Origin of the sequence: Scandinavium sp. (assembly GCF_032012665.1) — a bacterium.
Taxonomy (GTDB): Bacteria; Pseudomonadota; Gammaproteobacteria; order Enterobacterales; family Enterobacteriaceae; genus Scandinavium.
Window position 1 is genome coordinate 157,429 of sequence record NZ_DALZVG010000003.1, and the last position, 26,326, is coordinate 183,754.

General features: G+C 56.9%; 20 protein-coding genes. 13 read left to right on the forward strand and 7 right to left on the reverse strand.

What is annotated here, in order from left to right; all coding sequences use genetic code 11:
* Window positions 1-339: 339 nt before the first annotated feature.
* Together uxaC and RTU33_RS04190 are read left to right on the forward strand one after the other, a co-directional pair.
* Window positions 340-1,752: a glucuronate isomerase gene (gene uxaC, locus RTU33_RS04185; protein ID WP_312625519.1), complete on the forward strand. Its 1,413-nt coding sequence runs from the start codon at window positions 340-342 to the stop codon at window positions 1,750-1,752.
* Between the two features lie 33 nt (window positions 1,753-1,785).
* A complete protein-coding gene (locus tag RTU33_RS04190; protein WP_312625521.1) occupies window positions 1,786-3,273 on the forward strand; it encodes an altronate dehydratase family protein in 1,488 nt (495 codons plus the stop codon).
* A gap of 98 nt (window positions 3,274-3,371) precedes the next feature.
* Here RTU33_RS04190 and sstT read toward each other — a convergent pair whose 3' ends face one another.
* From sstT to RTU33_RS04205, 3 genes are all read right to left on the reverse strand, one after another.
* On the reverse strand, window positions 3,372-4,613 hold the full coding sequence (gene sstT, locus RTU33_RS04195; RefSeq protein WP_312625523.1) for a serine/threonine transporter SstT: 1,242 nt from the start codon (window positions 4,611-4,613) through the stop codon (window positions 3,372-3,374).
* Window positions 4,614-4,866: 253 nt separating this feature from the next.
* Entirely contained in the window at window positions 4,867-5,829 is a 963-nt protein-coding gene (locus RTU33_RS04200) for a TerC family protein (RefSeq protein ID WP_312625524.1), read from the reverse strand.
* A 266-nt stretch (window positions 5,830-6,095) separates the two neighbouring features.
* Window positions 6,096-7,082, reverse strand: a complete 987-nt coding sequence (locus tag RTU33_RS04205; RefSeq protein WP_312625526.1) for a Gfo/Idh/MocA family oxidoreductase — start codon at window positions 7,080-7,082, stop codon at window positions 6,096-6,098.
* A 377-nt stretch (window positions 7,083-7,459) separates the two neighbouring features.
* Here RTU33_RS04205 and RTU33_RS04210 point away from each other — a divergent pair, with 377 nt between their 5' ends.
* The 4 genes from RTU33_RS04210 to RTU33_RS04225 are packed head-to-tail and all read left to right on the forward strand — an operon-like array spanning window position 7,460 to window position 13,425.
* Window positions 7,460-10,033, forward strand: a complete 2,574-nt coding sequence (locus RTU33_RS04210) for a type VI secretion system tip protein VgrG (protein WP_312625528.1) — start codon at window positions 7,460-7,462, stop codon at window positions 10,031-10,033.
* Window positions 10,034-10,045: 12 nt separating this feature from the next.
* On the forward strand, window positions 10,046-11,503 hold the full coding sequence (locus RTU33_RS04215; protein WP_312625529.1) for a hypothetical protein: 1,458 nt from the start codon (window positions 10,046-10,048) through the stop codon (window positions 11,501-11,503).
* Window position 11,504: 1 nt separating this feature from the next.
* On the forward strand, window positions 11,505-12,566 hold the full coding sequence (locus tag RTU33_RS04220; protein WP_312625530.1) for a type VI secretion protein ImpA: 1,062 nt from the start codon (window positions 11,505-11,507) through the stop codon (window positions 12,564-12,566).
* Window position 12,567: 1 nt separating this feature from the next.
* A complete protein-coding gene (locus RTU33_RS04225) occupies window positions 12,568-13,425 on the forward strand; it encodes a type VI secretion protein ImpA (RefSeq protein WP_312625533.1) in 858 nt (285 codons plus the stop codon).
* A 16-nt stretch (window positions 13,426-13,441) separates the two neighbouring features.
* Here the strand turns inward: RTU33_RS04225 and RTU33_RS04230 are convergent, their stop codons facing one another.
* The gene (locus RTU33_RS04230; protein ID WP_312625535.1) at window positions 13,442-13,942 is read right to left on the reverse strand and encodes a M48 family metallopeptidase; all 501 of its coding nucleotides are present in this window, start codon (window positions 13,940-13,942) and stop codon (window positions 13,442-13,444) included.
* Between the two features lie 242 nt (window positions 13,943-14,184).
* Between RTU33_RS04230 and rlmG the strand changes: the two genes are divergently transcribed.
* Window positions 14,185-15,321 (forward strand): 23S rRNA (guanine(1835)-N(2))-methyltransferase RlmG, encoded by a 1,137-nt coding sequence (gene rlmG, locus RTU33_RS04235; RefSeq protein ID WP_312625537.1) that lies wholly within the window; start codon window positions 14,185-14,187, stop codon window positions 15,319-15,321.
* A gap of 82 nt (window positions 15,322-15,403) precedes the next feature.
* Here rlmG and RTU33_RS04240 read toward each other — a convergent pair whose 3' ends face one another.
* From RTU33_RS04240 to lsrR, 3 genes are all read right to left on the reverse strand, one after another.
* The gene (locus RTU33_RS04240) at window positions 15,404-17,425 is read right to left on the reverse strand and encodes an NADPH-dependent 2,4-dienoyl-CoA reductase (protein ID WP_312625538.1); all 2,022 of its coding nucleotides are present in this window, start codon (window positions 17,423-17,425) and stop codon (window positions 15,404-15,406) included.
* Between the two features lie 188 nt (window positions 17,426-17,613).
* On the reverse strand, window positions 17,614-19,206 hold the full coding sequence (lsrK, locus tag RTU33_RS04245) for an autoinducer-2 kinase (protein ID WP_312625539.1): 1,593 nt from the start codon (window positions 19,204-19,206) through the stop codon (window positions 17,614-17,616).
* Between the two features lie 37 nt (window positions 19,207-19,243).
* On the reverse strand, window positions 19,244-20,212 hold the full coding sequence (lsrR, locus tag RTU33_RS04250) for a transcriptional regulator LsrR (RefSeq protein WP_312625540.1): 969 nt from the start codon (window positions 20,210-20,212) through the stop codon (window positions 19,244-19,246).
* A 217-nt stretch (window positions 20,213-20,429) separates the two neighbouring features.
* On the opposite strand from lsrR, the gene lsrA reads away from it, so the two are divergent.
* The 6 genes from lsrA to lsrG are packed head-to-tail and all read left to right on the forward strand — an operon-like array spanning window position 20,430 to window position 26,145.
* Window positions 20,430-21,917 carry an autoinducer 2 ABC transporter ATP-binding protein LsrA gene (gene lsrA / locus RTU33_RS04255; protein WP_312625542.1) on the forward strand — a complete coding sequence of 496 codons (1,488 nt, stop codon included), beginning with the start codon at window positions 20,430-20,432 and terminating at the stop codon, window positions 21,915-21,917.
* Window positions 21,914-22,948, forward strand: coding sequence for an autoinducer 2 ABC transporter permease LsrC (lsrC, locus tag RTU33_RS04260; RefSeq protein ID WP_312625543.1), 1,035 nt, complete (start codon window positions 21,914-21,916; stop codon window positions 22,946-22,948). Before lsrA ends, lsrC begins: the two co-directional genes overlap by 4 nt.
* Complete coding sequence (gene lsrD, locus RTU33_RS04265) at window positions 22,949-23,941, forward strand: autoinducer 2 ABC transporter permease LsrD (RefSeq protein ID WP_312625544.1); 993 nt, start codon at window positions 22,949-22,951, stop codon at window positions 23,939-23,941.
* A gap of 1 nt (window position 23,942) precedes the next feature.
* On the forward strand, window positions 23,943-24,956 hold the full coding sequence (gene lsrB / locus RTU33_RS04270) for an autoinducer 2 ABC transporter substrate-binding protein LsrB (protein ID WP_312625546.1): 1,014 nt from the start codon (window positions 23,943-23,945) through the stop codon (window positions 24,954-24,956).
* Window positions 24,957-24,967: 11 nt separating this feature from the next.
* Window positions 24,968-25,855, forward strand: a complete 888-nt coding sequence (gene lsrF / locus RTU33_RS04275; RefSeq protein WP_312625548.1) for a 3-hydroxy-5-phosphonooxypentane-2,4-dione thiolase — start codon at window positions 24,968-24,970, stop codon at window positions 25,853-25,855.
* Window positions 25,852-26,145: a (4S)-4-hydroxy-5-phosphonooxypentane-2,3-dione isomerase gene (gene lsrG / locus RTU33_RS04280; RefSeq protein ID WP_312625550.1), complete on the forward strand. Its 294-nt coding sequence runs from the start codon at window positions 25,852-25,854 to the stop codon at window positions 26,143-26,145. The genes lsrF and lsrG overlap by 4 nt, the downstream gene beginning before the upstream one ends.
* The last annotated feature ends 181 nt before the right edge of the window (window positions 26,146-26,326 follow it).

Here is a 26,326-nt window from a genome sequence, read left to right on the forward strand (position 1 = left end):
CGAATTCGGTATCCGTACCGGGTAATTCCGACGACGCTGTCATCGGTAATGCATTCCGTCGGCTGATAGGTTGCGACGGGGCAAACGATAACTTGTCATACAACTTTAAAAGGTGAGAACCGTCACAAATGCTGGAATAACCGTAGGGTCTTTATTGCTGATGAATAAAGCCAGTGTCTGCGCGGCCTGGCACGTTGTTTACTTCTTATTGAGTACTTTTTTTGTCGGTGTTTATTGATCTGACTCACGAAAAATTCTTCGGTGGCTGGAAATTGGTGTGATAACTTTGTCACCATTGCAGTTAAGCATCTGACGCACTCTATAATGAGGAAGACGATAATGACGCCGTTTATGACCGAAGATTTCCTGCTCGATACCGAATTTGCCCGCCGTCTGTACCATGACTACGCCAAAGACCAGCCGATTTTCGACTACCACTGCCATTTGCCGCCGCAGCAGGTTGCCGAAAATTACCGTTTTAAAAACCTGTATGACATCTGGCTGAAAGGCGATCACTATAAATGGCGTGCGATGCGCACCAACGGCGTAGCGGAAAGGCTGTGTACCGGGGATGCGTCCGATCGTGAAAAATTCGATGCGTGGGCCGCGACAGTGCCGCACACCATTGGCAACCCGCTGTATCACTGGACGCACCTCGAGCTGCGTCGTCCGTTCGGCATCACTGGCAAGCTGCTTTCTCCGGCAACGGCCGATGAGATCTGGAACCAGTGCAACGATCTGCTGGCGCAGGACAACTTCTCTGCGCGCGGGATCATGAAGCAGATGAACGTGAAGATGGTCGGCACCACCGACGATCCGATCGATTCCCTTGAACATCATGCCGCCGTGGCGAAAGACACAAGCTTTGACGTGAAAGTGCTGCCAAGCTGGCGCCCGGATAAAGCGTTCAATATTGAACAGGCTACCTTCAACGACTATATGGCGAAGCTCAGCGAAGTGTCTGACACCAACATCCGTCGCTTCAGCGATCTGCAAACCGCGCTGGGCCGCCGCCTGGATCACTTTGCGGCGCACGGCTGTAAGGTTTCGGATCACGCGCTGGACGTGGTGTTGTTTGCGGAAGCAAGCGAAGCGGAACTGGATGCGATTCTGGCGCGTCGTCTGTCAGGCGAAACCCTGAGCGAGCACGAAGTCGCGCAGTTCAAAACGGCTGTTCTGGTGTGGCTCGGTGGTGAATACGCCCGTCGCGGCTGGGTACAGCAGTACCATATCGGCGCGCTGCGCAACAACAACCAGCGCCAGTTTAAGCTGCTGGGGGCGGACGTCGGCTTCGACTCCATCAATGACCGTCCGATGGCGGAAGCGCTGTCGAAGCTGCTGAGCAAGCAGAATGAAGAAAACCTGCTGCCGAAGACCATTCTGTACTGCCTGAACCCGCGCGATAACGAAGTGCTGGGCACCATGATCGGTAACTTCCAGGGCGAAGGGATGCCGGGCAAGATGCAGTTTGGTTCCGGCTGGTGGTTCAACGATCAGAAAGACGGTATGGAGCGTCAGATGACGCAGCTGGCGCAGCTTGGCCTGTTGAGCCGCTTTGTCGGGATGCTGACCGACAGCCGCAGCTTCCTCTCTTATACGCGTCATGAATATTTCCGCCGCATTCTGTGCCAGATGATTGGCCGCTGGGTCGCCGCAGGCGAAGCGCCAGCCGACATTCAACTGCTGGGCGAAATGGTCAGAAATATCTGCTTTAACAATGCGCGCGACTACTTCGCCATTGAACTGAACTGATTCGCTACCGCATCGGCATTAAGGTTGGTTGATATGCAATACATCAAAATCCATTCGCTGGACAACGTGGTTGTCGCGCTGGCGGATATCGCAGCGGGACAGGAAGTGACCGTGGAAGGTCAGACGGTACGCCTGCTGGCGGACGTCGTGCGCGGGCACAAGTTTGCCCTGCACGCCATCGCGAAGGGTGAAAACGTCATCAAATATGGACTGCCTATTGGTCATGCGCTGACGGACATTGCGCCCGGGGAACATATTCATTCCCACAACACACGAACCAATCTCAGCGATTTGGATGAGTACAGCTATCAACCGGATCTGCACAGCGAACTCGCTCAGGCAAGCGATCGTGACGTGCAGATCTTCCGCCGGGCGAACGGTGAGGTGGGCGTTCGCAACGAACTGTGGATCCTGCCGACCGTTGGCTGCGTGAACGGTATCGCGCGTCAGATTCAGAACCGTTTTCTGAAAGAGACAAACAACGCAGAAGGCACCGACGGGGTGTTCCTGTTTAGTCACACTTACGGCTGTTCGCAGCTTGGTGACGATCACGTTAACACCCGTACCATGCTGCAGAATATGGTGCGCCACCCGAACGCCGGGGCAGTGCTGGTGATTGGCCTCGGCTGTGAAAACAACCAGGTCGATGTGTTCCGCGAAACGCTGGGCGAATTTGACGCTGACCGCGTGCATTTCATGATTTGCCAGAAGCAGGACGATGAAGTGGAGGCGGGTCTTGAGCTGCTGCATCAGCTGTATGACGTTATGCGCCACGACAAGCGCGAGTCGGGCAAGCTGAGCGAGCTGAAGTTTGGCCTTGAATGCGGCGGCTCCGATGGGCTGTCCGGCATCACCGCTAACCCGATGCTCGGGCGTTTCTCTGACTACGTGATTGGTAACGGCGGCACGACCGTACTGACAGAAGTGCCGGAGATGTTTGGCGCCGAGCAGATCCTGATGAGCCACTGCCGCGACGAAGCGACGTTTGAAAAGACCGTCACCATGGTCAACGACTTCAAGCAATACTTTATCGCGCACAATCAGCCGATCTACGAGAACCCTTCGCCGGGCAACAAAGCGGGCGGGATCACCACGCTGGAAGAGAAATCCCTGGGCTGTACGCAGAAGGCGGGCTCAAGCCAGGTGGTGGACGTGCTTCGCTACGGAGAACGCCTGAAAACCCACGGGCTGAATCTGCTAAGCGCACCGGGTAACGATGCGGTGGCGACCAGCGCACTCGCCGGAGCGGGCTGCCACATGGTGCTGTTCAGCACCGGGCGCGGCACGCCGTACGGCGGCTTTGTGCCGACGGTGAAAATCGCCACCAACAGCGAGCTGGCGGCGAAGAAAAAGCACTGGATCGACTTCGATGCGGGGCAGTTGATTCACGGCAAAGCGATGCCGGAGCTGCTGACGGAGTTCGTGGATGCAATTGTGGAATTTGCTAACGGCAAACAGACCTGCAACGAGAAGAATGATTTCCGCGAGCTGGCGCTGTTTAAGTCGGGCGTAACGCTCTGAAGATAACGTGCCGGATGGGGACGACCCGCCTTATCCGGCCAACAAAATCTTGCCGATCCTGTAGGCCGGATAAGCGTTATCGCCATCCGGCTTTATTTTTATCCGCGCAGCGCGTCCTTCGCCAGGCGCTCATCTTCTGCCTGGCAGGCGGCGGCGGTAAACAGCACGTCGGTGGAGGAGTTCAGCGCGGTTTCGCAGGAGTCCTGCAAGACGCCGATGATAAAGCCGACCGCAACAACCTGCATGGCGACATCGTTTGGAATGCCGAACATATTACAGGCCAGCGGGATCAGCAGCAGTGAACCGCCGGCTACGCCTGATGCGCCACAGGCGCACAGTGATGCCACGACGCTCAGCAGCAGCGCGGTGGGCAAATCGACCGCAATGCCAAGGGTATTGACCGCCGCCAGCGTCAGCACGGTGATAGTGATTGCCGCGCCCGCCATGTTGATGGTTGCCCCCAGCGGAATCGATACGGAATAAGTATCACGGTCGAGATTCAGCTTCTCCGCCAGCGCCATGTTCACCGGAATGTTAGCCGCAGAACTGCGGGTAAAGAAGGCATAAACGCCGCTTTCGCGCAGGCACATCAGCACCAGCGGATAGGGGTTGCGGCGAATTTTCCAGAACACCAGCAGCGGGTTAATCACCAGCGCGACCAGCAGCATACAGCCAACCAGTACCACCAGAAGCTGTGCATAACCCCAAAGCGTTTCAAAGCCGGTGGTGGCAAGCGTCGACGAGACCAGGCCGAAAATCCCGATTGGTGCGAAGCGAATCACCAGTTTCACCATAAAAGTCACGGCATTGGAAACGTCGTTAACCAGGTTTTTCGTTGATTCGTTACCGTGACGCAGCGCGAAGCCAAGGCCCACGGCCCATACCAGAATACCGATGTAGTTGGCGTGCAGCAGTGCGTCGATTGGATTACTCACCATACTCATCAGCAGGCCACGCAATACTTCGACGATGCCCGACGGCGGCGTAATATCGCCCGCGCCAGCGCTGAGATGCAGCGTGGAGGGGAACAGGAAGCTGAACAGCACTGCGGTCAGCGCTGCGGAGAAAGTACCCAGCAGATAGAGGAACAGAATTGGGCGAATACTGGTTTTCTGGCCGTGCTGGTGGTTTGCGATAGAGGCCATTACCAGCATCAGCACCAGTACCGGGGCTACGGCTTTCAGGGCACCGACGAACAGCGTACCCAGCAGACCAACGGCTTCTGCTGCTGGCTTTGAGACCCAGGCCAGCAGGATGCCCAGGATCAGGCCGACGAGAATTTGTTTAACAAGGCTGCCGCGCGACAGGCGCGTAAACAGACCCGATGATGATTTGGTCATGGGTATTCCTTAAGTGAAATTGCGTTCCATCCCGGATGTGCTCTGAGTCACATTTATGTCCGGATGTAAGTAAATGTTTGCCTGGTCGAGTATAGGGAAAGTGGTGGGGGAGGGAAGCGTAAAATGCTGGATTTTACGTGTTGCGTCATGTTTTTTAACTGTTGTTTTACAATGTTGCCGGGTGGCGCTTCGCTTATTCGGCTAACTGGGGGCTTGTAGGCCCGGCAAGCGTAGCGCCGCCGGGCAAAGCCAGTTAAGCCTGTTTCTTATCCTGCTGGTAATTAACCCATGCATTGATAAGCAGCGTCACAACCAGAATGCCGAACACCACGCCCAGTGAAATTGCGATAGGGATATGGTAGAAATCGACGATCAGCATCTTGATACCGATAAACACCAGAATCACCGACAGGCCGTATTTGAGCATTGAGAAGCGTTCTGCCACGCCCGCCAGCAGGAAGTACATGGCACGCAGGCCGAGGATCGCAAACAGGTTCGACGTCAGCACGATGAACGGATCGGTGGTCACCGCGAAGATAGCCGGAATGCTGTCTACCGCGAAAATCACGTCGCTCAGCTCCACCAGTATCAGCACCAGCAGCAGCGGCGTGGCGTACAGCAGGCCGTTTTGGCGCACGAAGAAGCGTTCGTTTTCGATTTTATCGGTCATGCGCAGATGCCCGCGGATCCAGCGCACCAGCGGCTTATCGCCGATACCCCCTTCATCTTCTTTTGCCAGCGCCATCTTCACGCCGGTAAACAGCAGGAACGCGCCGAACACATACAGCAGCCATTCGAACTGGGAAATCAGCCAGCTTCCGGTGAAGATCATGATCGTACGCAGCACAATCGCGCCCAGAACGCCGTACACCAGTACCCGACGCTGCAGCGCTGCCGGCACCGCAAAGTAGCTGAACAGCATCAGCCAGACGAAGACGTTATCTACCGCCAGCGCTTTCTCAATCAGGTAACCCGTGAGGAACGCCATGGCCTGCGGATCGGCAACGGCACGGCCCTGGGTTTGGGCGAGATACCACCAGAAGGCAAGGTTGAAAAGCAGCGATAAAGTGACCCAGACCAGCGACCAGCTTGCCGCCTGCTTCATGGTCATGGTATGCGCGCCGCGCCGTCCCTGTAACAGCAGATCGATCGCCAGCATAATGACGACCACAACAGCAAATCCGCCCCAAAGTAACGGTGTGCCGACAGTATTCATAATCTTTCCTTTAAGCAAAAAAAACGGCTAACGTCCAAAAGACGATAGCCGTTATGGGATTTTTTGCCCGGACCTCGCCTTTCGGCAAGGTCTCACTTACAGCAGGAAAGAAATTATGCTGCATCTCTTTCCTGTTGCCCGGCGACCGGATGCTTTCGCATCGTCATGACGATCCACCGGCTAACAAGTTACTCCCCTTTGCGTGTGACAAAATATTACAGAGCATTGAGGGGGTCAATGCCCTGTAACATCGGTTTTACATTGTTTTACGCAGCCGCACCGTCAGCCGGGAAGACTACGCCGGTCTGACGGCGGATTTCGGTCGACAGCTTCGCCGTGATGCGGCTGACTTCGAGACCCGGATGGTTCACCTCACCGGCTTCCACCAGGCGGGCGAACGTTTCCGCTTCATACAGCATGGTGTTGATGTGCTGTGGTTGGGTCAGGTCCTGGGCTTTGCCGCCGCGCGGCACGAAGGACACTTTCTGGCACTCGGAGATTTTCTCGATCACCAGCGAGCCGTCTTCGCCCTGAATTTCGCTTGGCAGAACGGAATCGCTCACCTTGGAGTGCTGTAGCGTCACGCTGAAATCGCCGTAGTCCAGCACCGCCACGCCGTGCGCGTCAACGCCGCTTGCCAGCAGCGAAGCTGTAGCCTTCACGCTCTGCGGCTCGCCCCAAAGCGCGACAGCGGAGGCCAGGCAGTAGAAGCCGATATCCATAATCGAACCGTTGGAAAACGCCGGGTTAAAGGTGTTCGGGTTTTCGCCGTCGAGATAGCGCTGATAGCGTGATGAGTACTGGCAGTAGTTGATAAACGCCTTGCGCAGGTTGCCCACTTTGTCGAGCGACTGCTGCAACGCTATGAAGTTCGGCAGGCTGGCGGTCTTGAATGCTTCAAACAGCACCACCTCGTTTTCCCGCGCAATCGCGATAGCCTCTTCCGCTTCCTTGATGTTGGAGGCAAAAGGTTTCTCACAGATAACGTGCTTTTTATAGCTCAGGAACAGCTTCGTCTGCGGGAAGTGCAGGGAGTTTGGGCTGGCAATATATACCGCGTCGATAACGTCGCTTTGCGCCATCTCATCGAGCGAAGTGAAGGTGTGCTCCACCATGTAATCGCTGGCGAACGCCTGGGCCTGTTCGGCGCTGCGGGAATAAACGGCGGTTAGCTTATAGCTGCCGGTTTCATGGGCGGCATCGACAAACTGGCGGGTGATCCAGTTGGTACCAATGACTGCGAAACGTATCATGAGAATCAACGAACTCCGTAAAAGTGACCTTTCGCCACTTTAGCACGGCTAAATGACAAAACCAGTGCGCGCTCACGCAGAACCCGTCTGAGAGAGCAGCATCAACCGATTTCATTGTGGCATTATTATTCAGCATGCATTTATATATTTATTTTATGAATGAATTTCGTTATTGGAATTTGTATTTTGTATATAACCATTGATTTAATTATTTCTATGTTTTCCAAAGGGAATTTGTGGGTTAATATTCGTTCATCTTAAGCGCTTTTGCTAATTTTAATGCCCTGGTTAATGCTGTTCACTCAATTAAGGGAATCTCTAATTGTATTTTTATATTTGTTTATGTGATGGGCGTTATATAAACATGAGGAATTATAATGTCTGAGTTCGCCGCTCTGAGATTCAGCCATAACCACCATCTTCTGGCGGTGAAGGGATGCGATGCCGCGCTCGACGTGCTGGCCTTTGAAGGTAATGAAGCCCTGAGCAAACCGTTCAGCTACCGCATTGAGTTCACCAGCGGCGACCACGCTATCAGCAAAGAGATGATGCTGATGAAAACAGCCTCCCTGACGCTGCAGGCTCCGGTTGACCAGGGCTTTGGTATTAAGATGCAGCAGGCCGTGCGCACCCTTCAGGGCGTGGTGAGCGGGTTCGAACGCCTCGGAACCTCAAAGGATGAAACTCACTACGCCCTGACCCTCACGCCGCGTCTGGCGCTGCTTGACCGTTCACACCAGAACGCCATTTACCAGGACATGTCCGTTCCGCAAATCGTGGAAAAAATCCTGCGTGAGCGCCACAGCATGCGCGGTCAGGATTTTCTGTTCTCGCTGAGTAAGGAATACCCGCGCCGCGAGCAGGTAATGCAGTACGGCGAAGACGACCTGCGCTTTATCACCCGCCTGTTGGGTGAGGTCGGCATCTGGTTTCGTTTTACTACCGACACGCGCCTCAACATCGATGTGGTGGAATTTTACGACAGCCAGCAGGGGTATGAGAAAGGCCTTACGCTACCATCGGTTCCGCCGTCAGGGCAGCATTCGAAAGGCGTGGACTCGGTCTGGGAGATGGAATGCCACCATAAGGTGGTACAGAAACAGGTCAGCACCCGCGACTACAACTACCGTCAGGCCACGGAAGACATGAACACGCTTGTAGATGCTACCAGCGGGGATGCGACCACCTACGGCGATGCCTATCACTATGCCGATAACTACCTGACCCAGGGCAGCGCATATGACCGCAATCCGGCCCCGGAGTCCGGCGCGTTTTACGCCCGTATTCGCCATGAACGCTACCTGAATGGCCAGACGCAGGCGCAGGCCATTACCAGCTGCCCGCTGCTCTCTCCGGGGATGCTGCTGAAGGTGACCGGCGGTTATGAAGTGGCTGAGGTGTTCAGCAAGGGGATGGTCATCACCGAAATGACCAGTGCAGCAAAACGTGACAAAGATTTTGAAGTACATTTCAGCGGAATGCCGGACAGCACGAATTTTGGTTTCCGCCCGGAACCCGGCAAACGCCCGGTGATGGCAGGCACACTCCCGGCCCGTGTCACCAGTACCACCGAAAACGACACCTACGGCCATATCGATAAAGACGGTCGCTATCGCGTCAACATGCTGTTTGACCGGGACAACTGGGAAAACGGGTTTGAGAGCCTGTGGGTACGTCAGTCCCGCCCGTATGCTGGCGACACTTACGGCCTGCACCTGCCGCTGCTGGCGGGCACCGAAGTGGCGATTGGTTTTGAGGACGGTAACCCGGACAGGCCGTATATCTCCGGCGTGCTGCACGACTCGGCTCACGGTGACCACGTCACTATTCAGAACTACAAACGCAACGTCCTGCGCACACCTGCGAACAACAAAATTCGCCTCGACGATAATCGCGGCCAGGAGCACATCAAGGTCTCGACGGAGCATGGCGGCAAGAGCCAGCTGAACCTGGGCCACCTCGTCGACAGCGAAAAACAGAAGCGCGGCGAGGGTTTTGAGCTCAGAACCGACAGCTGGGGGGCCATCCGGGCGCAGAAAGGGCTGTTCATCACAGCGGATGGCCAGGCAAAAGCGCAGGGCAAGGTGCTGGAAATGCAGTCGGCGGTCAACAATCTGGGTAACGCCCGGGAGCAGATGACCGACATCTCGAATGACGCGCAGAAGGCGACCGCGAACCCGGCCGATCTCCAGGCGCAAATCAAACTGCTGGAACAAGAAATTAGCGACCTTCAAAAGTCGGTGCTGTTGCTCAGCGCGCCGGAGGGTATGGCGCTGACCAGCGGCGAGCACCTGCAGGTCTCAGCCGGGCAGAACCTGATTGCCACGGCCGGTAAAAATGCTGACGTCAGCGCGGTGAAAAACCTGTTTGTCGGGGTGGGTAATGCCCTGAGCGTGTTTGTCCGCAAGCTTGGTATGAAGCTTATTGCCAATCAGGGGCCGGTACAGATGCAGGCGCAGAACGACCTGATGGAATTACTGGCGCGCAAGGAAATCAGCATTGTCAGCACGGAAGATGAAATCAAAATCATCGCGAAGAAGAAGCTGACGGTAAACGGCGGCGGGAGTTATATCACGCTGGATGTTCATGCCATTGAGTCGGCGACGGCAGGTGAGTACAGAACAAGGGCCGGGTATTACGTCAGGCAGACAAAAGCACAAGATAAACCTGAAATAGCCATACTCCCTGGCGCCATTGCCAACCAGGTGGACATTGCGCTGAATTTCTTTGATCAAAGCAATCAGCCGATAGCGGGAGCCGGATATCAAATTACGTTTGAAGGGGGGCAGGTTTTGCAGGGTGAACTGGATGAACAAGGGTACGCATTGCACAAAAATGTGCCAAATGAAGATGCCAAAGTAGTTTACCAGCTCCCGGAACCTCAGCCAGATACGCCGTGGCCGCCTTACTCAGACTTGCTCCAGGCCACTTCATCATCATTCGCAGGTTAACAGGACGACAGCATGGATACGGATCTTCAGAACGCGCTGGCATTTTATCAGCCTGCACCGGAAGGCTGGTTTTCGGGGTTAAGCAGAAAAATGGAGGCGGCAGGGGAATGGATATGGCAAACCATTCAGGGCGATTTTAATGAGGAGCAGACGACCGGGCAGATTGTCACGGGAACGCTCATATCAATGATCCCTCTTGTCGATCAGATTTGTGATATTCGGGATCTGGTCGCCAACTGCAAAAAGATTAAAGAAGAGGAGAACAACACCGGATATTGGGTTGCTCTGGTGCTGACGCTGATTGGGCTTTTCCCGACGCTGGGGTCTCTGGTTAAGGGAAGCATGAAAGTTCTTCTGCTGTCAGGACGCAAAACGTTTATGCGTGCGACGCAGAACCAGACCCTGATCACCAAATCCCTCGACGGCAGTATCGCCTTGCTCAACAAGTTCTTGGATCTCCCGGCCGTTCGCGGCACCCTCAAAACCCTGAAAATTCATAATGCATATCATTACCTGGAAAAGCAGGTACGCGCCTTAAGGGGAGCCCTTTCCGTTAGCAAGCTGCTGAAGGCGTTCGACGACGTGCTGGCGGCAACCCGCAGTATGCTGGATAAAGTCGTTTCCTGGGGGCCAGAGTCATTGCGTCGGCCGGTTACTGAGCTGTGGGATGTGTTGCAGTTTGTCCGCCGTAAAGCGGATGAAATGCTGGGCAAAGCGCTGCAGCCGGTAAATGATTACCTGGAACGTCTGGCCAACCGCCTGAGAATTGAGGGCGACAATCTCTACCGTGGAAAAGTGGGAGTTAACCATCATGTGCTGGGCGGCGAGCGCGCGGCGCAAGAGCTGGAGATGTTAAAGCGGGATAAGCCGGACTGGGTGGATAAAGGGGTTAAGCGTCAATATTCTGCCTTGAGGAAACTTAGTGAATCACAAGAGAGAAAAATTGAGCAAGGCTGGCCGGATATTCGTTATGTTGAAAATAGCCGCGCTCCGTTAAACGGCAAGTTTAATACTTTCGATGATTCAATGAAGGCGACTGAGATACCGCCCGGTGAAAAGCTGTATCGGGTGGTAGATCCCAGCTCCGGGGATAACAGTATCTGCTGGATGCGTGAACAGGAGTTTCAGGCGCTGAAATCGAAAAGCGAATGGCGCAGGCGTTTTGCGGTCTGGAAAAGCTGGAATGAAAACGGCGAATATGTCATCTACACGGTTCCACCGGGTAAGTCGCTTAAGGTCTGGGAGGGGCGTGCGAGTACTCAACTTAAAAGGGGAGCTGAAGAATATTCACTGGAAGGTGGGGGTATGCAAATTGTTGTTGATCCAAATGATCTGAAAAAGGAATTTACCGGTAAGCGAATGAAAACCGGCTGGGGCTATCTGGATGTGGATAACGACCCGGCAGCCGTATACCTTGGATTGCCACGCCTGGAAAACAAACACAACTGGTACGAAAAAAAGGATAAATAAAATGGCGATACTTCACCCACAGGAATGCTATTTACTGGAGCAGTTCAGCTCCGCAGAGCATATTGCTGCCACGCGGGATGCGATTATTGAATTTATTGATGCCCATGAAGCGGCCTATGCGCGGTACCAGGCTAAAATCCCGGTGCGCAGCCGAAGCGAACCGCTGTGGAAGCAGGCGGATGTGGTCTGGGGAAACAGGGTATTGCCGAATATCCGAACCGCCCGTGAGCAGTATATCAACGCATATATTTACCGAACTCATGACGATCCCTTGGCGTTTCGGATTGGGCATACAATGAACGATTTTGATCGTGGCATTAGTGAGTTCTGGGATGGCTGGATGACGGATGAGGAGCAAACGAGGATCGTAAAAGCTAAGAGCAAGGCAACCCGTCTTGACCAACAACTTTCTACAACCGTAAGCGGGATGTGGGAAGAAGGAGATTTAACTTATCTTGGAGCTAATTATTATTTTAGGCTCAATGAATTACCAAAACGCTTACCACGCTATGAGCTGGATAAAAATGTCAGGATTGAAATTGGTCAGTTGCCAACGCAGGCAGGAATTTATCTTCCCGATGTGGAGTTCGCCGCGGCTCAGTTACTTTATCCTGACCCAGAAACCAATATGCTCAGGGAAGCCCGTCAGGGTGTCAGACGCAGCGACTGGGTAAATGAGAAAACCGGGCGACGAGACTACAGTTGGGAAGAAGCCCGCTGGGCAGAAACCGGCTGGACGCTGATTCGTCGGGTGGAAGGGGAATATATCGATGTGCCACCGGAGGGTTTTTTCCCCAACGGCACGCCGGATGAACTTTATAGCTGGCCGGAACGGGAGAAGAACTATATCAGCCGTGAAGGGGGCTATATCAGCGCCTGGTCCGGTGAGGAAGCTACTCATACCGGAGACTGGTCGGTCTTTACCGGTAATGAGATGAAGCACGTTAATCTTCGCAAGGGTGAACGGCTGCCGTATCTGCCGGGAGAAAATAATTCGCAGCAGCGTGCCTGTTGGACGCTGGTGAAGCGAGAAGACGGCGGCTCTGTCTTCCGGGATAAATAAAATGGCGATACTTCACCCACAGGAATGCTATTTACTGGAGCAGTTCAGCTCCGCAGAGCATATTGCCGCCACGCGGGATGCGATTATTGAATTTATTGATGCCCATGAAGCGGCCTACGCTCGATACCAGTCTGAAATCCCGGTGCGTAGCCGAAACGAACCGCTGTGGAAACAGGCGGATGTGGTCTGGGGAAACAGGGTATTGCCAAATATCCGCCATGGCAGAGAGAGATATATTAACGCGTATATTTTACGTACTCATAACGATCCCAAAGCATTCAACATTGGTTCTGCGATGAATGGTTATAGTAGGGGGATTGATGAGTTCTGGGATGGTTGGATGACGGATGAAGAGCAAACCAGAATTGCAATAGCAGAAGGTGAGGCTAGTGAGCTCGATAAACGACTTTCTTTAACTGTGAGGGGAATGTGGCAAGAGGGTTATCTGACCTATTTAGGGGAAAATAGCCTTTATAGTTTAAATGATTTGCCAAAGCGTATTCCTCGCTATGAACTTGATCGCAATATAAGGATTGAAATCGGTGAATTGCCAGCTCAAAGTGGCATTTATTTACCCGATGTGGAGCATGCCGCAGCTCAGTTGTTGTATCCCAGCGAACAAATTACCAGAGTAAGAAATGTACGCCAGGGTGTCAGACGAAGCGACTGGGTGGATGAGGACACCGGACGGCGGGAGTACGACTGGCAAGAAGACCGCTGGGCAGAAACCGGCTGGACGCTGATTCGTCGGGTGGAAGGGGAATATATCGATGTGCCACCGGAGGGTTTTTTCCCCAACGGCACGCCGGATGAACTTTATAGCTGGCCGGAAAGGGAGCAGAACTACCTCAGCTGTTAAAGCTCTTTCTGTGCATTCACGCAGAACCCGGCAGCGAAAGCTGCGTCAGCCAAAGGCGGGTATCAAACTCCAGCTGGTGATACTGCGGCTCCATATGGCAGCAGAGCTGATAGAAGGCTTTGTTGTGATCTTTCTCCTTCAGGTGCGCCAGCTCATGCACCACAATCATGCGCAAAAAAGCTTCCGGCGACTGGCGAAACACGGTGGCGACGCGGATCTCCGCTTTGGCCTTCAGCTTCCCGCCCTGCACGCGGGACACCGCAGTGTGCAGGCCCAGCGCGTTTTTCAGCACGTGAATTTTATTGTCGAACGCCACTTTGTTGATAGGTGGGGCGCTGCGCATATAGCGGTTTTTCAGGTTTTGCGTAAATTCCCACAGCGCCTTATCGTTAGTGATGTCGTGCCTGTCGGGATAGCGCTTCTCCAGCACTTCGCCAAGACGCCGTTCGGCAATCAGGGTACGAACCTGGGCGAGCAGATGCTCGGGATAACCGCTTAAATACGTCAGTTCGCTCATGCTTGTCTCAGATTCCGGGAAAAAAGGGTATACTCACGCACCCCGAAGGGGCGACGCAGCGCTGAACATCCTGTAAGAGTGCAAGTAAGGATGTCATTACTGTAAAAAAAATAAGGAAAATCAATTCATTGATTTTCGGCTGATTACAACAAAAAAGGAAAAACCACGCTTTTTCCTTTTTTGTCAGTAACCTGACGCCCCCTGACGGGGATACCACCGAATTTTACCATCCAGGAGGGCCGATGAGCCAATCAGACAACGGTTTCCGTTCACTGACACTAAAACGTTTCCCGGAAACGGACGACGTTAACCCGCTGCAGGCGTGGGAAGCGGCAGACGAATACCTGCTGCAGCAGTTAGACGGCACCGACATCACCGGCCCGGTCCTCGTTCTGAACGATACCTTCGGCGCGCTGGCCTGTGCGCTGGCGGAACACCAGCCTTACAGCATTGGTGATTCCTATTTAAGCGAGCTGGCGACCCGTGAAAACCTGCGCCACAACGATATCCCGGAAAACAGCGTCATCTTCCGCGACAGTACCGGCGAATACCCGGCAGATCCGGCGGTCGTGCTGATTAAAATCCCGAAAACGCTGGCGCTGCTGGAACAGCAGCTGCGTGCTCTGCGCGAAGTGGTCACGCCACAAACCCGTATTATCGGCGGTGCGAAGGCTCGCGACGTGCATAACTCCACGCTGGATCTGTTCACGAAAATTCTCGGCACCACGACCACCACGCTTGCGTGGAAAAAAGCCCGTCTCATCAACTGTACCTTCACCGCTCCGGCGCTGAAGGAAGAGTCGCAGATAACCAGCTGGAAGCTGGAAGGAACTGACTGGACCATCCATAACCATGCGAACGTGTTTTCCCGCACCGGGCTGGATATCGGCGCGCGCTTCTTTATGGAGCATCTGCCGAAGGATCTGGAAGGGGAAATAGTCGATCTCGGCTGCGGTAACGGCGTTATCGGCCTGACGTTGCTGGAGCGCAACCCGCAGGCGAACGTGGTGTTCGTGGATGAGTCGCCGATGGCGGTCAGCTCCAGCCGCATGAACGTAGAAGAAAACATGCCGGACGCGCTGGATCGCTGCGAGTTCATGATCAACAACGCGCTGTCGGGGGTGGAGCCGTTCCGCTTTAACGCCGTGCTCTGCAACCCGCCGTTCCATCAGCAAAGCGCGCTGACCGATGGCGTGGCCTGGGAAATGTTCCACCACGCGCGCCGCTGCCTGAAAATCAACGGCGAGCTGGTGATTGTGGCGAACCGTCACCTTGATTACTACCACAAGCTGAAGAAGATTTTCGGCAACTGCACAACTATCGCCACCAACAAGAAGTTTGTGATCCTGAAGGCGGTCAAGCTCGGCCGTAACCGTTAAGGTTTTTTGCCCGGCGGCGCTTCGCTTGCTCAGGCCTACGGTTTTGTAGGCCCGGTAAACGTAGCGCCACCGGGCAACATCTTTAAATTTCCAACGCTAATTTCGTGCCCTGCGCAATCGCGCGACGCGCATCTAACTCCATCGCCACATCACATCCGCCAATCAGATGCACCGGTTTACCGGCTGCACGCAGCGGTTCGGCCAGGCTGCGGCGCGGCTCCTGTCCTGCACAGATAATCACGTGATCCACCTCGAGCAGCTGCGGTTCTCCGCCGATCGTTACGTGCAGCCCATGATCGTCAATTTTCTCGTAGCTCACCGACGGGAACATTTTCACCCCACGCGCAAGCAGAGTCGTGCGATGGATCCAGCCGGTGGTTTTACCTAACCCTTCGCCAGGTTTGCTGGCTTTGCGTTGCAGCATCACGATCTGGCGGGGGCTCTGGTGCAGCTGTGGCCCTTCCGGACGCAGGCCGCCGTTCAGTTGCAGGCTGGTATCAATTCCCCATTCCACGCAAAACTCAGCGATATTCTGGCTGGTGGCCTCGCCCGGCTGGCTCAGGTACATCGCGGTATCAAAACCAATGCCGCCGCAGCCGATAATGGCGACGCGCTGGCCAACCGGCGTTTTGTCGCGCAGTACGTCGAGATAATTCAGTACCTTAGAATGATCGATTCCCTCGATGGCAGGCAGTCGCGGCTTAATGCCTGTCGCGAGGACCGTTTCGTCGAATTCGGTCAGATCTTCTGCGCAGACAGTGCGGTTCAGCTCCAGCTTCACGCCGTGGAGCTCGATCATCCGGCGGTAATAGCGCAGCGTCTCGTAAAACTCCTCTTTGCCGGGGATCTGCTTAGCGATATTAAACTGGCCGCCAATTTCGCCTGCGGCATCGAACAGCGTCACCTGATGCCCCCGCGCCGCCGCGTTCACCGCAAACGCAAGGCCAGCCGGGCCCGCGCCGACAACGGCCAGGTTTTTCTTCTGCTGTGCCGGCACGACGGGCATCCGCGTTTCATGGCAGGCGCGTGGGTTAACGAGGCATGAGGTCACTTTGCCGGCGAAAATTTGATCGAGGCAGGCCTGGTTACAGCCGATGCAGGTGTTGATCTCATCCGCCCGCCCGCTTTGCGCCTTGGAGAGCAGCTCCGAATCTGCGAGGAAAGGCCGCGCCATCGACACCATATCGGCGTCGCCGCGCGCGAGGATCTCATCGGCCACCTGCGGATCGTTAATACGGTTAGTGGTCACCAGTGGGATCGTGACTTTGCCTTTCAGCTTGCGCGTCACCCAGGTAAACGCACCGCGCGGCACGGGCGTGGCAATCGTTGGAATGCGGGCTTCGTGCCAGCCAATGCCGGTGTTGATGAGGGTTGCGCCTGCTTTTTCAATGGCCTGCGCCAGCTCTACGGTTTCGTTGAAGTTGCCGCCGCCCTCGACCAGGTCGAGCATCGACAGACGGTAGATAATGATGAAATCCTCACCCACGCGCTCACGCACTGCGCGAACCACTTCGACGGCGAAGCGCATGCGTTTTTCCCAGCTTCCGCCCCATTCGTCTTCACGCTGATTGGTGCGGGCCGCAAGGAATTCGTTGATCAGATAGCCTTCAGAACCCATCACTTCCACGCCGTCGTAGCCTGCTTCACGCGCCAGTAGAGCGCACTGAGCAAAGTCATCAATCAGCACCAGAATTTCTTCGTGAGTCAGGGCGTGCGGCTTGAAGTGGTTGATCGGGGCCTGAAGGGCTGAAGGCGCGACCGGCCGAGGCTGATAGCTGTAGCGCCCGGTATGCAGGATTTGCAGGGCGATTTTACCGCCTTCTTTATGCACCGCGTCGGTCACCGGGCGATGATGGGCCAGCTGGCTGGCATCGTTGAGCACCGCACCGCCTTCCATTGTGACGCCAGATAAAGTCGGTGCCACGCCGCCGGTTACGATAAGCGCCACGCCGTGCCGGGCACGTTCGGCATAGAACGCCGCCAGCCGTTCGGTACCGTCCGGACGTTCCTCCAGCCCGGTGTGCATCGAGCCCATCAGAACGCGGTTTTTCAGGGTGGTAAAGCCCAGATCGAGCGGGGCAAACAGGGACGGGTAGTGGCTCATAATCGCTTCCAGTGTAAAATTATTGTTATGTGGTCGGATGAGTTGTTAATTTAGCTTTCGGCGGGCAAAAGGGAAAAGGGCGAGTGCGGTGATTGTGATGGGATTCAAAGATTGGGGAAGTGAGGTGGTGGTCCTCTCCCTGGAAGGGAGAGGGAGCAAATTATTCCCTCGCCCCTTTGGGGAGAGGGCTAGGGTGAGGGGCGTTGGCCGGGCGAGCGCATCAGCCCCGGAGCCTGCCACATCGACGTTGTCAGGCCGCTGTCCACCAGACCAAGCTGATCGGCATAGATCTTCTGCCACTTATCCTTCATGCCGTCGTAGAGCTCCTGGTGCGCACGGTCAGGCGTAAACACCCGGCTCCAGCTCACCAGCTTTTCGCCCGCGCTGGCCATATCGGCATACAGCCCGGCACCCGCGCCTGCGGCGATCGCACAGCCCAGTGCGGTGGCTTCTTTGACTTCTGGCACCCGCACTGGTAGCCCGGTAACGTCGCTTAAAATCTGGCTCCACAGCGCGCCTTTCGAACCGCCGCCCGCGAATACCAGGCTGTCGAACTGTACGCCGGAGAACTGTGAAATCTGCGCCAGATTGCAGGCTGACACAATCGCCGCGTTCTCTTCGAGCGCGCGGAACAGCGTGGCCTTGTTGCACTTTTCGGGGTCGATGGAGAGGTTAATAAACGACGGCGCGGCGTGATACCACTGGCTGAAGTGCATGGCGTCAGAGAATATCGGCATCACGCCGTGAGAACCTGCCGGTACGCGGCTCGCCATCTCTTCGAGCAGTGCATAGGTATCGGTGCCGAGGCGTTCGGCAATCAGCTTTTCCTCGGCGCAGAAGGCATCGCGGAACCAGCGCATGGTGAGCCCGGTAAAAAAGCTTATCGATTCTGCCTGCACCATGCCGGGAATAACATGCGGGTTAACGCGGATGTTCATCGCAGGGTCGGTTCGCACTTTCGGCAAATTCACCACCTGCTGCCAGAAAGTGCCCCCGAGCACGGCCGTCTGGCCAGGGCGCACCACGCCAAGCCCCAGGCAGCCCAACTGTACGTCGCCACCGCCCATCACCACGGGTGTACCAGCCCGCAATCCGCACTGCTGCGCCGCGGCTTTGGTGACGCTGCCGAGCACCGTGCCGGTTTCTTTTACCGGTGAGAGCATATCCGCCCGCAGCCCGGCCATATCCAGCAGCGCAGGGCGCCAGTCACGGCTGAACAGATCCAGCATCCCGGTGGTGCCTGCGTTAGACGGGTCTACCGCCAGTTCACCGGAGAGCTTTGCCGCCAGCCAGTCGCTGATCATGGTGATGGTTGCGGCATTGCGATAGATATCCGGCCGATGGTGCGCCAGCCAGAGCAGGCGCGGCATGGCAGAGAGCGCCAGCGTCTGGCCGGACACGTCGTACACTTCGGATTCAAACCGGTAGTCGTGGATCTCTTTTAGCTCCGCCACTTCGCGACTGGCCCGGGCGTCGACGTTGGCGCAGGCCCAGATGGCCTCGCCGTTGCGATCGTAGAGCACAATCCCTTCGCGCATTGAACAGCAGGCGACAGACTGAATATCGGCGGCGCTGAGGTGGGCGTTTGCCAGCGCCTGGCGGATGCACTGGCAGGCGAGCTGCCAGTTCGTGGTGAGGTCAAATTCCATCGAGCCGGGAACGCCCTCGACGCTCAGGTGTTTCCACTCGGCCTGGCCGACCGCTATCTGGCGGCCTGCCAGGTCGAAAATCACCGCCCGAATGCTGCCGGTTCCTGCGTCTAACGCTAAAAGGTAACTCATGACGTGCGCCTCGCTGTTATCGCACGGCGCGCGGCGGTTACCCCGCCAGCGACAGCACCGCGCGTGCTGTTGTCTCTTCCGTTACCAGGCCATTAATGCGTTTGCCGGTGAGGGCCGCATAAATAGCCTGCGCTTTCTCTTCTCCCCCGGCGACGCCAACGATGGTCGGCAGCTGCGCCAGCTCATCGAGCGTGACGCCGAGCAGCTCGCGGTGGATCTCCAGTCCTTCAACCGGCTTGCCGTCTGCCTGGAGGAAGTAGCCCAGAATGTCGCCGACCGCACCTTTGCGGGCGAACATCAGCTGTTCTCCTTCGCTGATATAGCCGGAACGCAGGATCGTGGCGTCACGCCGCTGATCGATGGCGCCAATCCCGACGACCGCCGCGTCTGCCGCACCCGCCGCGAGGATCACATCCCGCACGCTGGATTCACGCCGCAGGATCTCTGCCACCTCCGGCGACGAGACCCGCAGCGGGGCAGGGATCATGCTGACGCTGCACGCCGCATCTAACTGCCCGACGCCGGTCATATACGGCCCGACGCCGCCGGAAAGTGTCACCAGACGGATCTGCTGGGAGCCGATAAAGCCGCTCAGGTGCTGAATACAGCTCATGGTTGCTTCGCCGAACCCCACCGCCAGCAGCTGGCCTGGCTCAAGCACGCCCATCAGTGACTGCGCGGCACCTACGCCTAACCGCGTGTTCATCGGCGGAGTGTTCAGCGCTGGCAACACCCGGGCAATTTTGAGCCCGAAGCGCTGCTGCAGTTCGGTTTCCAGCGCCAGGCAACCCTCGTAGCGGGAGTTGATCTGCACGCGGATCACGCCGGACTGGCGCCCTTTTTCCAGCAGCCGGGAAATCTTCAGCCGCGGCAGGCCGAGCCGCTCGCCAATGTCGTTCTGGGTCAGGCCGTCGTGGTAGTAGCACCAGGCCACCCGCGCCACCAGTTCTTCCTCCGCCAGCGCCAGCCCGGCGTAGCGGCCCTCTTCGATGCGTTTTTCGCTCATAAAGTGAACTCTTATAAAAATCTAGATCATATGTTCGCAGTTGCGCGGACTGAAAGTGTGAAGCCACTGGCAAAACAGATCTTTCATTGCTCATCGACTTTGCAGGGCGATGAAAACGCCAAAACTGTGATCCTTGCACGGTTGTAAATATAGTTCAGGGTCTACGCTTTTGAACATTATTAATTTAAAAAATCATTTGTTCAACCGAGGCGTGACGATGAAGCCACTGATTGAAGCCCGCAGCATTCGCAAACAGTTCTCCGGTATCGCCGTGCTGAAGGGCATTGATTTCACGCTTTTTTCTGGTCAGGTGCATGCGCTGATGGGCGGCAACGGGGCGGGAAAATCCACGCTGATGAAGATTGTCGCCGGGGTGGAAACGCCGGACGAGGGTGAACTTCGGATAAACGGCAAACCTTTTGCGCGGCTCAAGCCCGGCCAGGCTCACCAGCTCGGCATTTACCTGGTGCCGCAGGAGCCGATGCTGTTTCCGAATTTGACCGTGCGGGAAAACATTCTCTTTCGTCTGCCGCGTGAGGCGAATCTCGATCAAAGGCTGGCGGAGAAATTACAGCAGCTGAACTGCCAGCTGAATTTGCAGGCCACCGCCAGCACGCTGGAGGTGGCGGATCAGCAGATGGTTGAGATCCTGCGCGGGCTGATGCGTAACGCGCAAATTTTGATCCTCGACGAACCCACTGCGTCATTAACGCCCGGCGAAACGGATCGGCTGTTTCGGCAGGTTCGGGCCTTGCAGGAGTTGGGCGTCGGGATCGTCTTTATCTCCCACAAGCTGCCGGAGATCCGCGCGCTGGCGAGCCACGTATCGGTGATGCGCGACGGCGCGGTGGTGTTAAGCGGCGCGACAGCCGATCACAGCGATGCGCAGCTGATCGCCGCGATGACGCCCGCCAGCCGCGACAAAGATCTGAGCGACACGCAAAAGCTTTGGCTGGCGCTGCCGGGCAACCGCCGCACCCAACCGCAGGATTTTCCCGTTCTGCGCGTGGAAGATCTGACCGGGGAAGGTTTTATCGATCTGAACCTGGAGATCCGTGCCGGTGAGATCGTCGGCCTTGCGGGGCTGGTTGGCTCCGGGCGCACGGAGCTGGCGGAAACGCTGTACGGCCTGCGCCCGGTGCGCGCCGGGCGAATCTGGCTGGAAAACCGCGATATCAGCGGCGACAGCACCCGCGCGCGGCTGGCAAGCGGGCTGGTTTATCTGCCGGAAGACAGACAGGTTTCGGGGCTGTTTCTCGATGCGCCCGTTCGCTGGAACACGGTGATGTTCAATCAGCCTTCGCTGTGGCAGGAAAACAAACGTGAGGCAGCGGTGGTGGAACGCTATCACCGGGCGCTGGGCATCAAGCTCAACGATGCCGACCAGCCGGTGCGCACGCTCTCCGGCGGTAACCAGCAGAAGGTGCTGCTGGCTCGCTGTCTGGAAGCGAATCCTTTACTGCTGATCGTCGATGAGCCAACACGCGGCGTGGACGTTTCCGCTCGTGCCGATATCTATCAGCTGCTGAAAAGCGTGGCGGCGCAAAACGTGGCGGTGCTGATGATTTCCAGCGATCTTGATGAATTTCCGGGGCTGGCAGATCGGGTGCTGGTGATGCATCAGGGCCGCATGAGTGGCGAACTAATGAGGCAAGCGGTGAGCGTCGATCGGATGATGACCCTGGCCTTCGGAGGGCAGGCATGAAAACCTTGCTGAAAAACCGTGAACTGAGCGCGTTCCTCGCCATTCTGGCGCTGTTTGCCGTGCTGGTGGCGCTGAATCCGTCCTACTTCAGCCTGCAAACCCTGGCGATGATTTTTTCCAGCTCGCAGATCCTCTGCCTGCTGGCGCTGGGGGCCGCGCTGGTGATGCTGACGCGTAATATTGATGTTTCGGTCGGTTCCACCGTTGGTCTGAGCGCGATAGCCGTCGGCGTGGCGCTTAACAACGGCTACGGCCTGCCGGTCGCTATCGCCTTTGCGCTGGGGATTGGCGCGCTGGCGGGTGCATTCAATGGCCTGTTAGTGGTGGGCTTTCGCATTCCGGCGATCGTCGCCACGCTCGGCACGCTGGGGCTGTATCGCGGCATTATGCTGTTGTGGACCGGCGGCAAGTGGATTGAAGGCCTGCCGGACAGCCTGAAATCGCTATCGGAACCGGCGCTTATCGGCATTTCACCGCTCGGCTGGCTGGTACTGGTTTTGCTGCTGGCGGGCGCGTGGACGCTGGCACGCACCACCTTTGGCCGTGATTTTTATGCGGTGGGCGATAACCTTGCCGCCGCACGCCAGCTGGGCGTTGGCGTGAACCGTACGCGAATGCTGGCCTTCACCTTCAATGGCATGCTCGCCGCCTGTGGCGGGATTATCTTTGCCGCACAGATTGGCTTCGTGCCGAACCAGACCGGCAGCGGGCTGGAGATGAAGGCCATTGCTGCCTGCGTGCTCGGCGGCGTATCGCTGCTCGGCGGCACCGGCACGCTGATTGGAGCCTTCCTCGGCGCGTTTTTCCTGACCCAGATCGACACCGTGCTGGTGCTGTTCAGGCTCCCGGCCTGGTGGAACGACTTTATCGCCGGGCTGGTGCTGCTTGGCGTGCTGGTTCTGGACGGACGGCTGCGCCAGGCGCTGGCCCGCCATCAGCGGGCGCAGAAGTACAGCCGGTTTCAGCCTGGCAACAAAGGCGGCAAGAACGTCGCGCCGTTTCCCAAACGCAAAAGCAAAGAGGTGGCATAAATGAAGCTCAACTGGGAAAGCGCGCTGCTGATTCTGCTGGTGCTGGAGATTGCTTTGTTCGGGGCGCTGAACCCGCGCATGCTGGACGCCAATATGCTGCTGTTCAGCACCAGCGATTTCATCTGTATTGGCATTGTCGCGCTGCCGCTGACGCTGGTGATCATCAGCGGGGGAATAGACATTTCGCTTGGCTCAACCATTGGCCTGTGCGCGATCGCGCTGGGCGTGATGATGCAGGCGGGCTGGCCGATGAGCGTGGCGATACCGCTCACTTTACTGCTCGGCGTGCTGTGCGGGCTGGTGAACGCGGCGCTTATCCATTACACCGGCATTAGCCCTTTGGTCATCACGCTTGGCACGCTTTATCTCTACGGCGGTGCGGCGCTGCTGCTTTCCGGCATGGCCGGGGCGACGGGCTATGAGGGCATCGGCGGCTTCCCGGACAGCTTCACCGCCTTCGCCAACCTGACGCTGCTTGGCCTGCCGGTGCCGCTGGTGCTGTTTATCGTTATTACCTTTTTCTTCTGGCTGCTGGCTCACCGTGGGCGCTTCGGGCGCCATCTCTTTTTGCTTGGGCAAAACCCGCGCGCGGCGCGCTATGCGGCGCTTTCCGTTAACGGTATGCCGTACGTTCTGTACGGCCTGGTGGGGCTGGCATCCGCGATTGCCGCGCTGGTGCTGGTGTCCTATTTCGGCTCTGCCCGTTCGGATTTAGGTCGCGATTTGTTAATGCCCGCGCTGACCGCAGCGGTGCTCGGCGGGGCCAATATTTACGGCGGTTCCGGCTCGGTTATCGGGACGGCGCTGGCGGCGCTGCTGGTGGGGTATCTGCAGCAGGGTTTACAGATGGTCGGTATTCCCAACCAGGTGTCGAGTGCGCTTGCGGGCGCGCTGCTGGTTGTTGTGGTGATGGGGCGTTCGCTGAGTCTGCATCGTGAAGGGGTGCGCACGGTGTGGCGTCGGCTTTTTTCGCAAAAAATATCCGGAGCATAAGATGAAAGCAAAACTGTGTGTGCAGCTGAGCGCCCTGGCGCTGGCAATGAGCGTGGTGACGGCGCAGGCGGCAGATCGCATTGCGTTTATCCCGAAGCTGGTCGGCGTCGGCTTCTTTACCAGCGGCGGCAACGGTGCGAAAGAGGCGGGCAAGCAGCTCGGCGTGGACGTCACCTACGACGGCCCGACGGAGCCGAGCGTCTCCGGCCAGGTGCAGCTAATCAACAACTTCGTCAACCAGGGCTATAGCGCAATTATCGTTTCGGCGGTGTCACCGGACGGCCTTTGCCCGGCGCTCAAGCGTGCGATGCAGCGCGGTGTAAAAGTGCTGACGTGGGATTCCGACACCAAACCGGAATGCCGCAGTATCTACATCAACCAGGGCACGCCGGAGCAGCTTGGCGGCCTGCTGGTGGATATGGCCGGGAAGCAGGTTACCAAACCTGATGCCAAAGTGGCGTTCTTCTATTCCAGCCCCACCGTTACCGACCAGAACCAGTGGGTGAAAGAGGCGAAGGCTAAAATCGCCAAAGATCATCCGCAGTGGCAGGTGGTCACCACCCAATTTGGCTATAACGACGCCACCAAATCATTGCAGACCGCCGAAGGCATTCTGAAAGCGTATCCGGATCTCGACGCGATTATCGCGCCGGATGCCAATGCGTTGCCTGCTGCGGCACAGGCGGCTGAAAACCTGAAGCGCCAGGGCGTGGCGATTGTTGGTTTCAGCACGCCGAACGTGATGCGCCCTTACGTAGAGCGCGGCACGGTGAAGGCCTTCGGCCTGTGGGATGTGGTGGAACAGGGCAAGATTGCGGTTAACGTCGCCGATCATTTGCTGAAAAAAGGCGATCTTAACGTCGGTGACAGCGTGGCGGTGAAGGATATCGGCGACCTGAAGGTCGAACCGAACAGCGTGCAGGGCTACCAGTATGAGGCGAAGGGCAACGGTATCGTGCTGCTGCCGGAGCGCGTGGTGTTCACTAAAGAGAACATCAGCAAATACGATTTCTGAGGGAGGGAACAATGGCTGATTTAGACGATATCAAAGACGGTAAAGACTTTGGGCTCGACCGCTCACAAAAAAACGTGCTGTACGAGCTGAAGGGCTGCGGCTCGCTGGAGTGGGGCATGCAGTCGCGTCTGGCGCGCATCTTTAACCCGCAAAGCAACCGCACGGTGATGCTGGCCTTCGACCATGGCTATTTCCAGGGGCCGACGACGGGGCTTGAGCGTATCGACCTGTCGATAGCGCCGCTGTTTAGCGAAACCGACGTGCTGATGTGCACGCGCGGCATTTTGCGCAGCACCGTGCCTGCCGCAACCAACAAACCTGTGGTGCTGCGTGCGTCCGGCGGCAACTCGATTCTGAGCGAACTTTCCAACGAGTGCGTGGCGGTGACGATGGAAGATGCCCTGCGCCTCAACGTGGCGGCGGTGGCGGCGCAGGTGTATATCGGCAGCGAGTACGAGCATCAGTCAATCAGCAACATCATCAAGCTGGTGGATGCCGGAAACCGCTACGGCATGCCGGTGCTGGCGGTGACGGGAGTGGGCAAAGAGATGACGCGTGACGCCCGATACTTCTCGCTTGCCAGCAGAATTGCGGCAGAAATGGGGGCGACCTTCGTCAAAACCTACTTCGTGGAAGAGGGCTTTGAAAAAGTGACCGCCAGCTGTCCGGTGCCGATTGTGATTGCTGGCGGTAAAAAGCTGCCTGAGGACGAAGCGCTGGAAATGTGCTGGCGGGCCATCGACCAGGGGGCGTCCGGCGTGGATATGGGACGCAATATCTTCCAGTCCAGCGCGCCGCTGGCGATGCTGAAGGCGGTGAAAAAAGTGGTGCATGAGAACCTGAGCGCCCGCGAGGCGTACCAGTTCTGGCAGGAAGAAAAACAGGGAGAAGCCAAATGAACGTGACGCTGGTGGAGATCAACATCAAACCGGAACGCGTGGATGAGTTTCTGGACGTATTCCGCGCCAACCACGAAGGGGCGCTGACCGAGCCGGGTAACCTGCGCTTCGACGTATTGCAGGACCCGGAGGTGGCGACCCGGTTCTTTATCTACGAAGCCTATAAAGATGAGGCTGCGGTGCTGGCGCACAAGCAAACCCCACACTATCTGGCCTGCGTGGAGACACTTGATGAGATGATGTCGGAACCGCGCAAAAAGCGGAGCTTTGTTGGGTTGTTGCCTGAGTAAAAAATGCCTGGTGGCTGATTGCCCGGTGGCGGCTATGCCTTACCGGGCCTACGGGATCCTCACTCGTAGGCCGGATAAGCGCAGCGCCATCCGGCAATGGCCAAGTGCGTGCAGAAAAAGCCCGGTGGCGGCTATGCCTTACCGGGCCTATGGGATCCTCACTCGTAGGCCGGATAAGCGC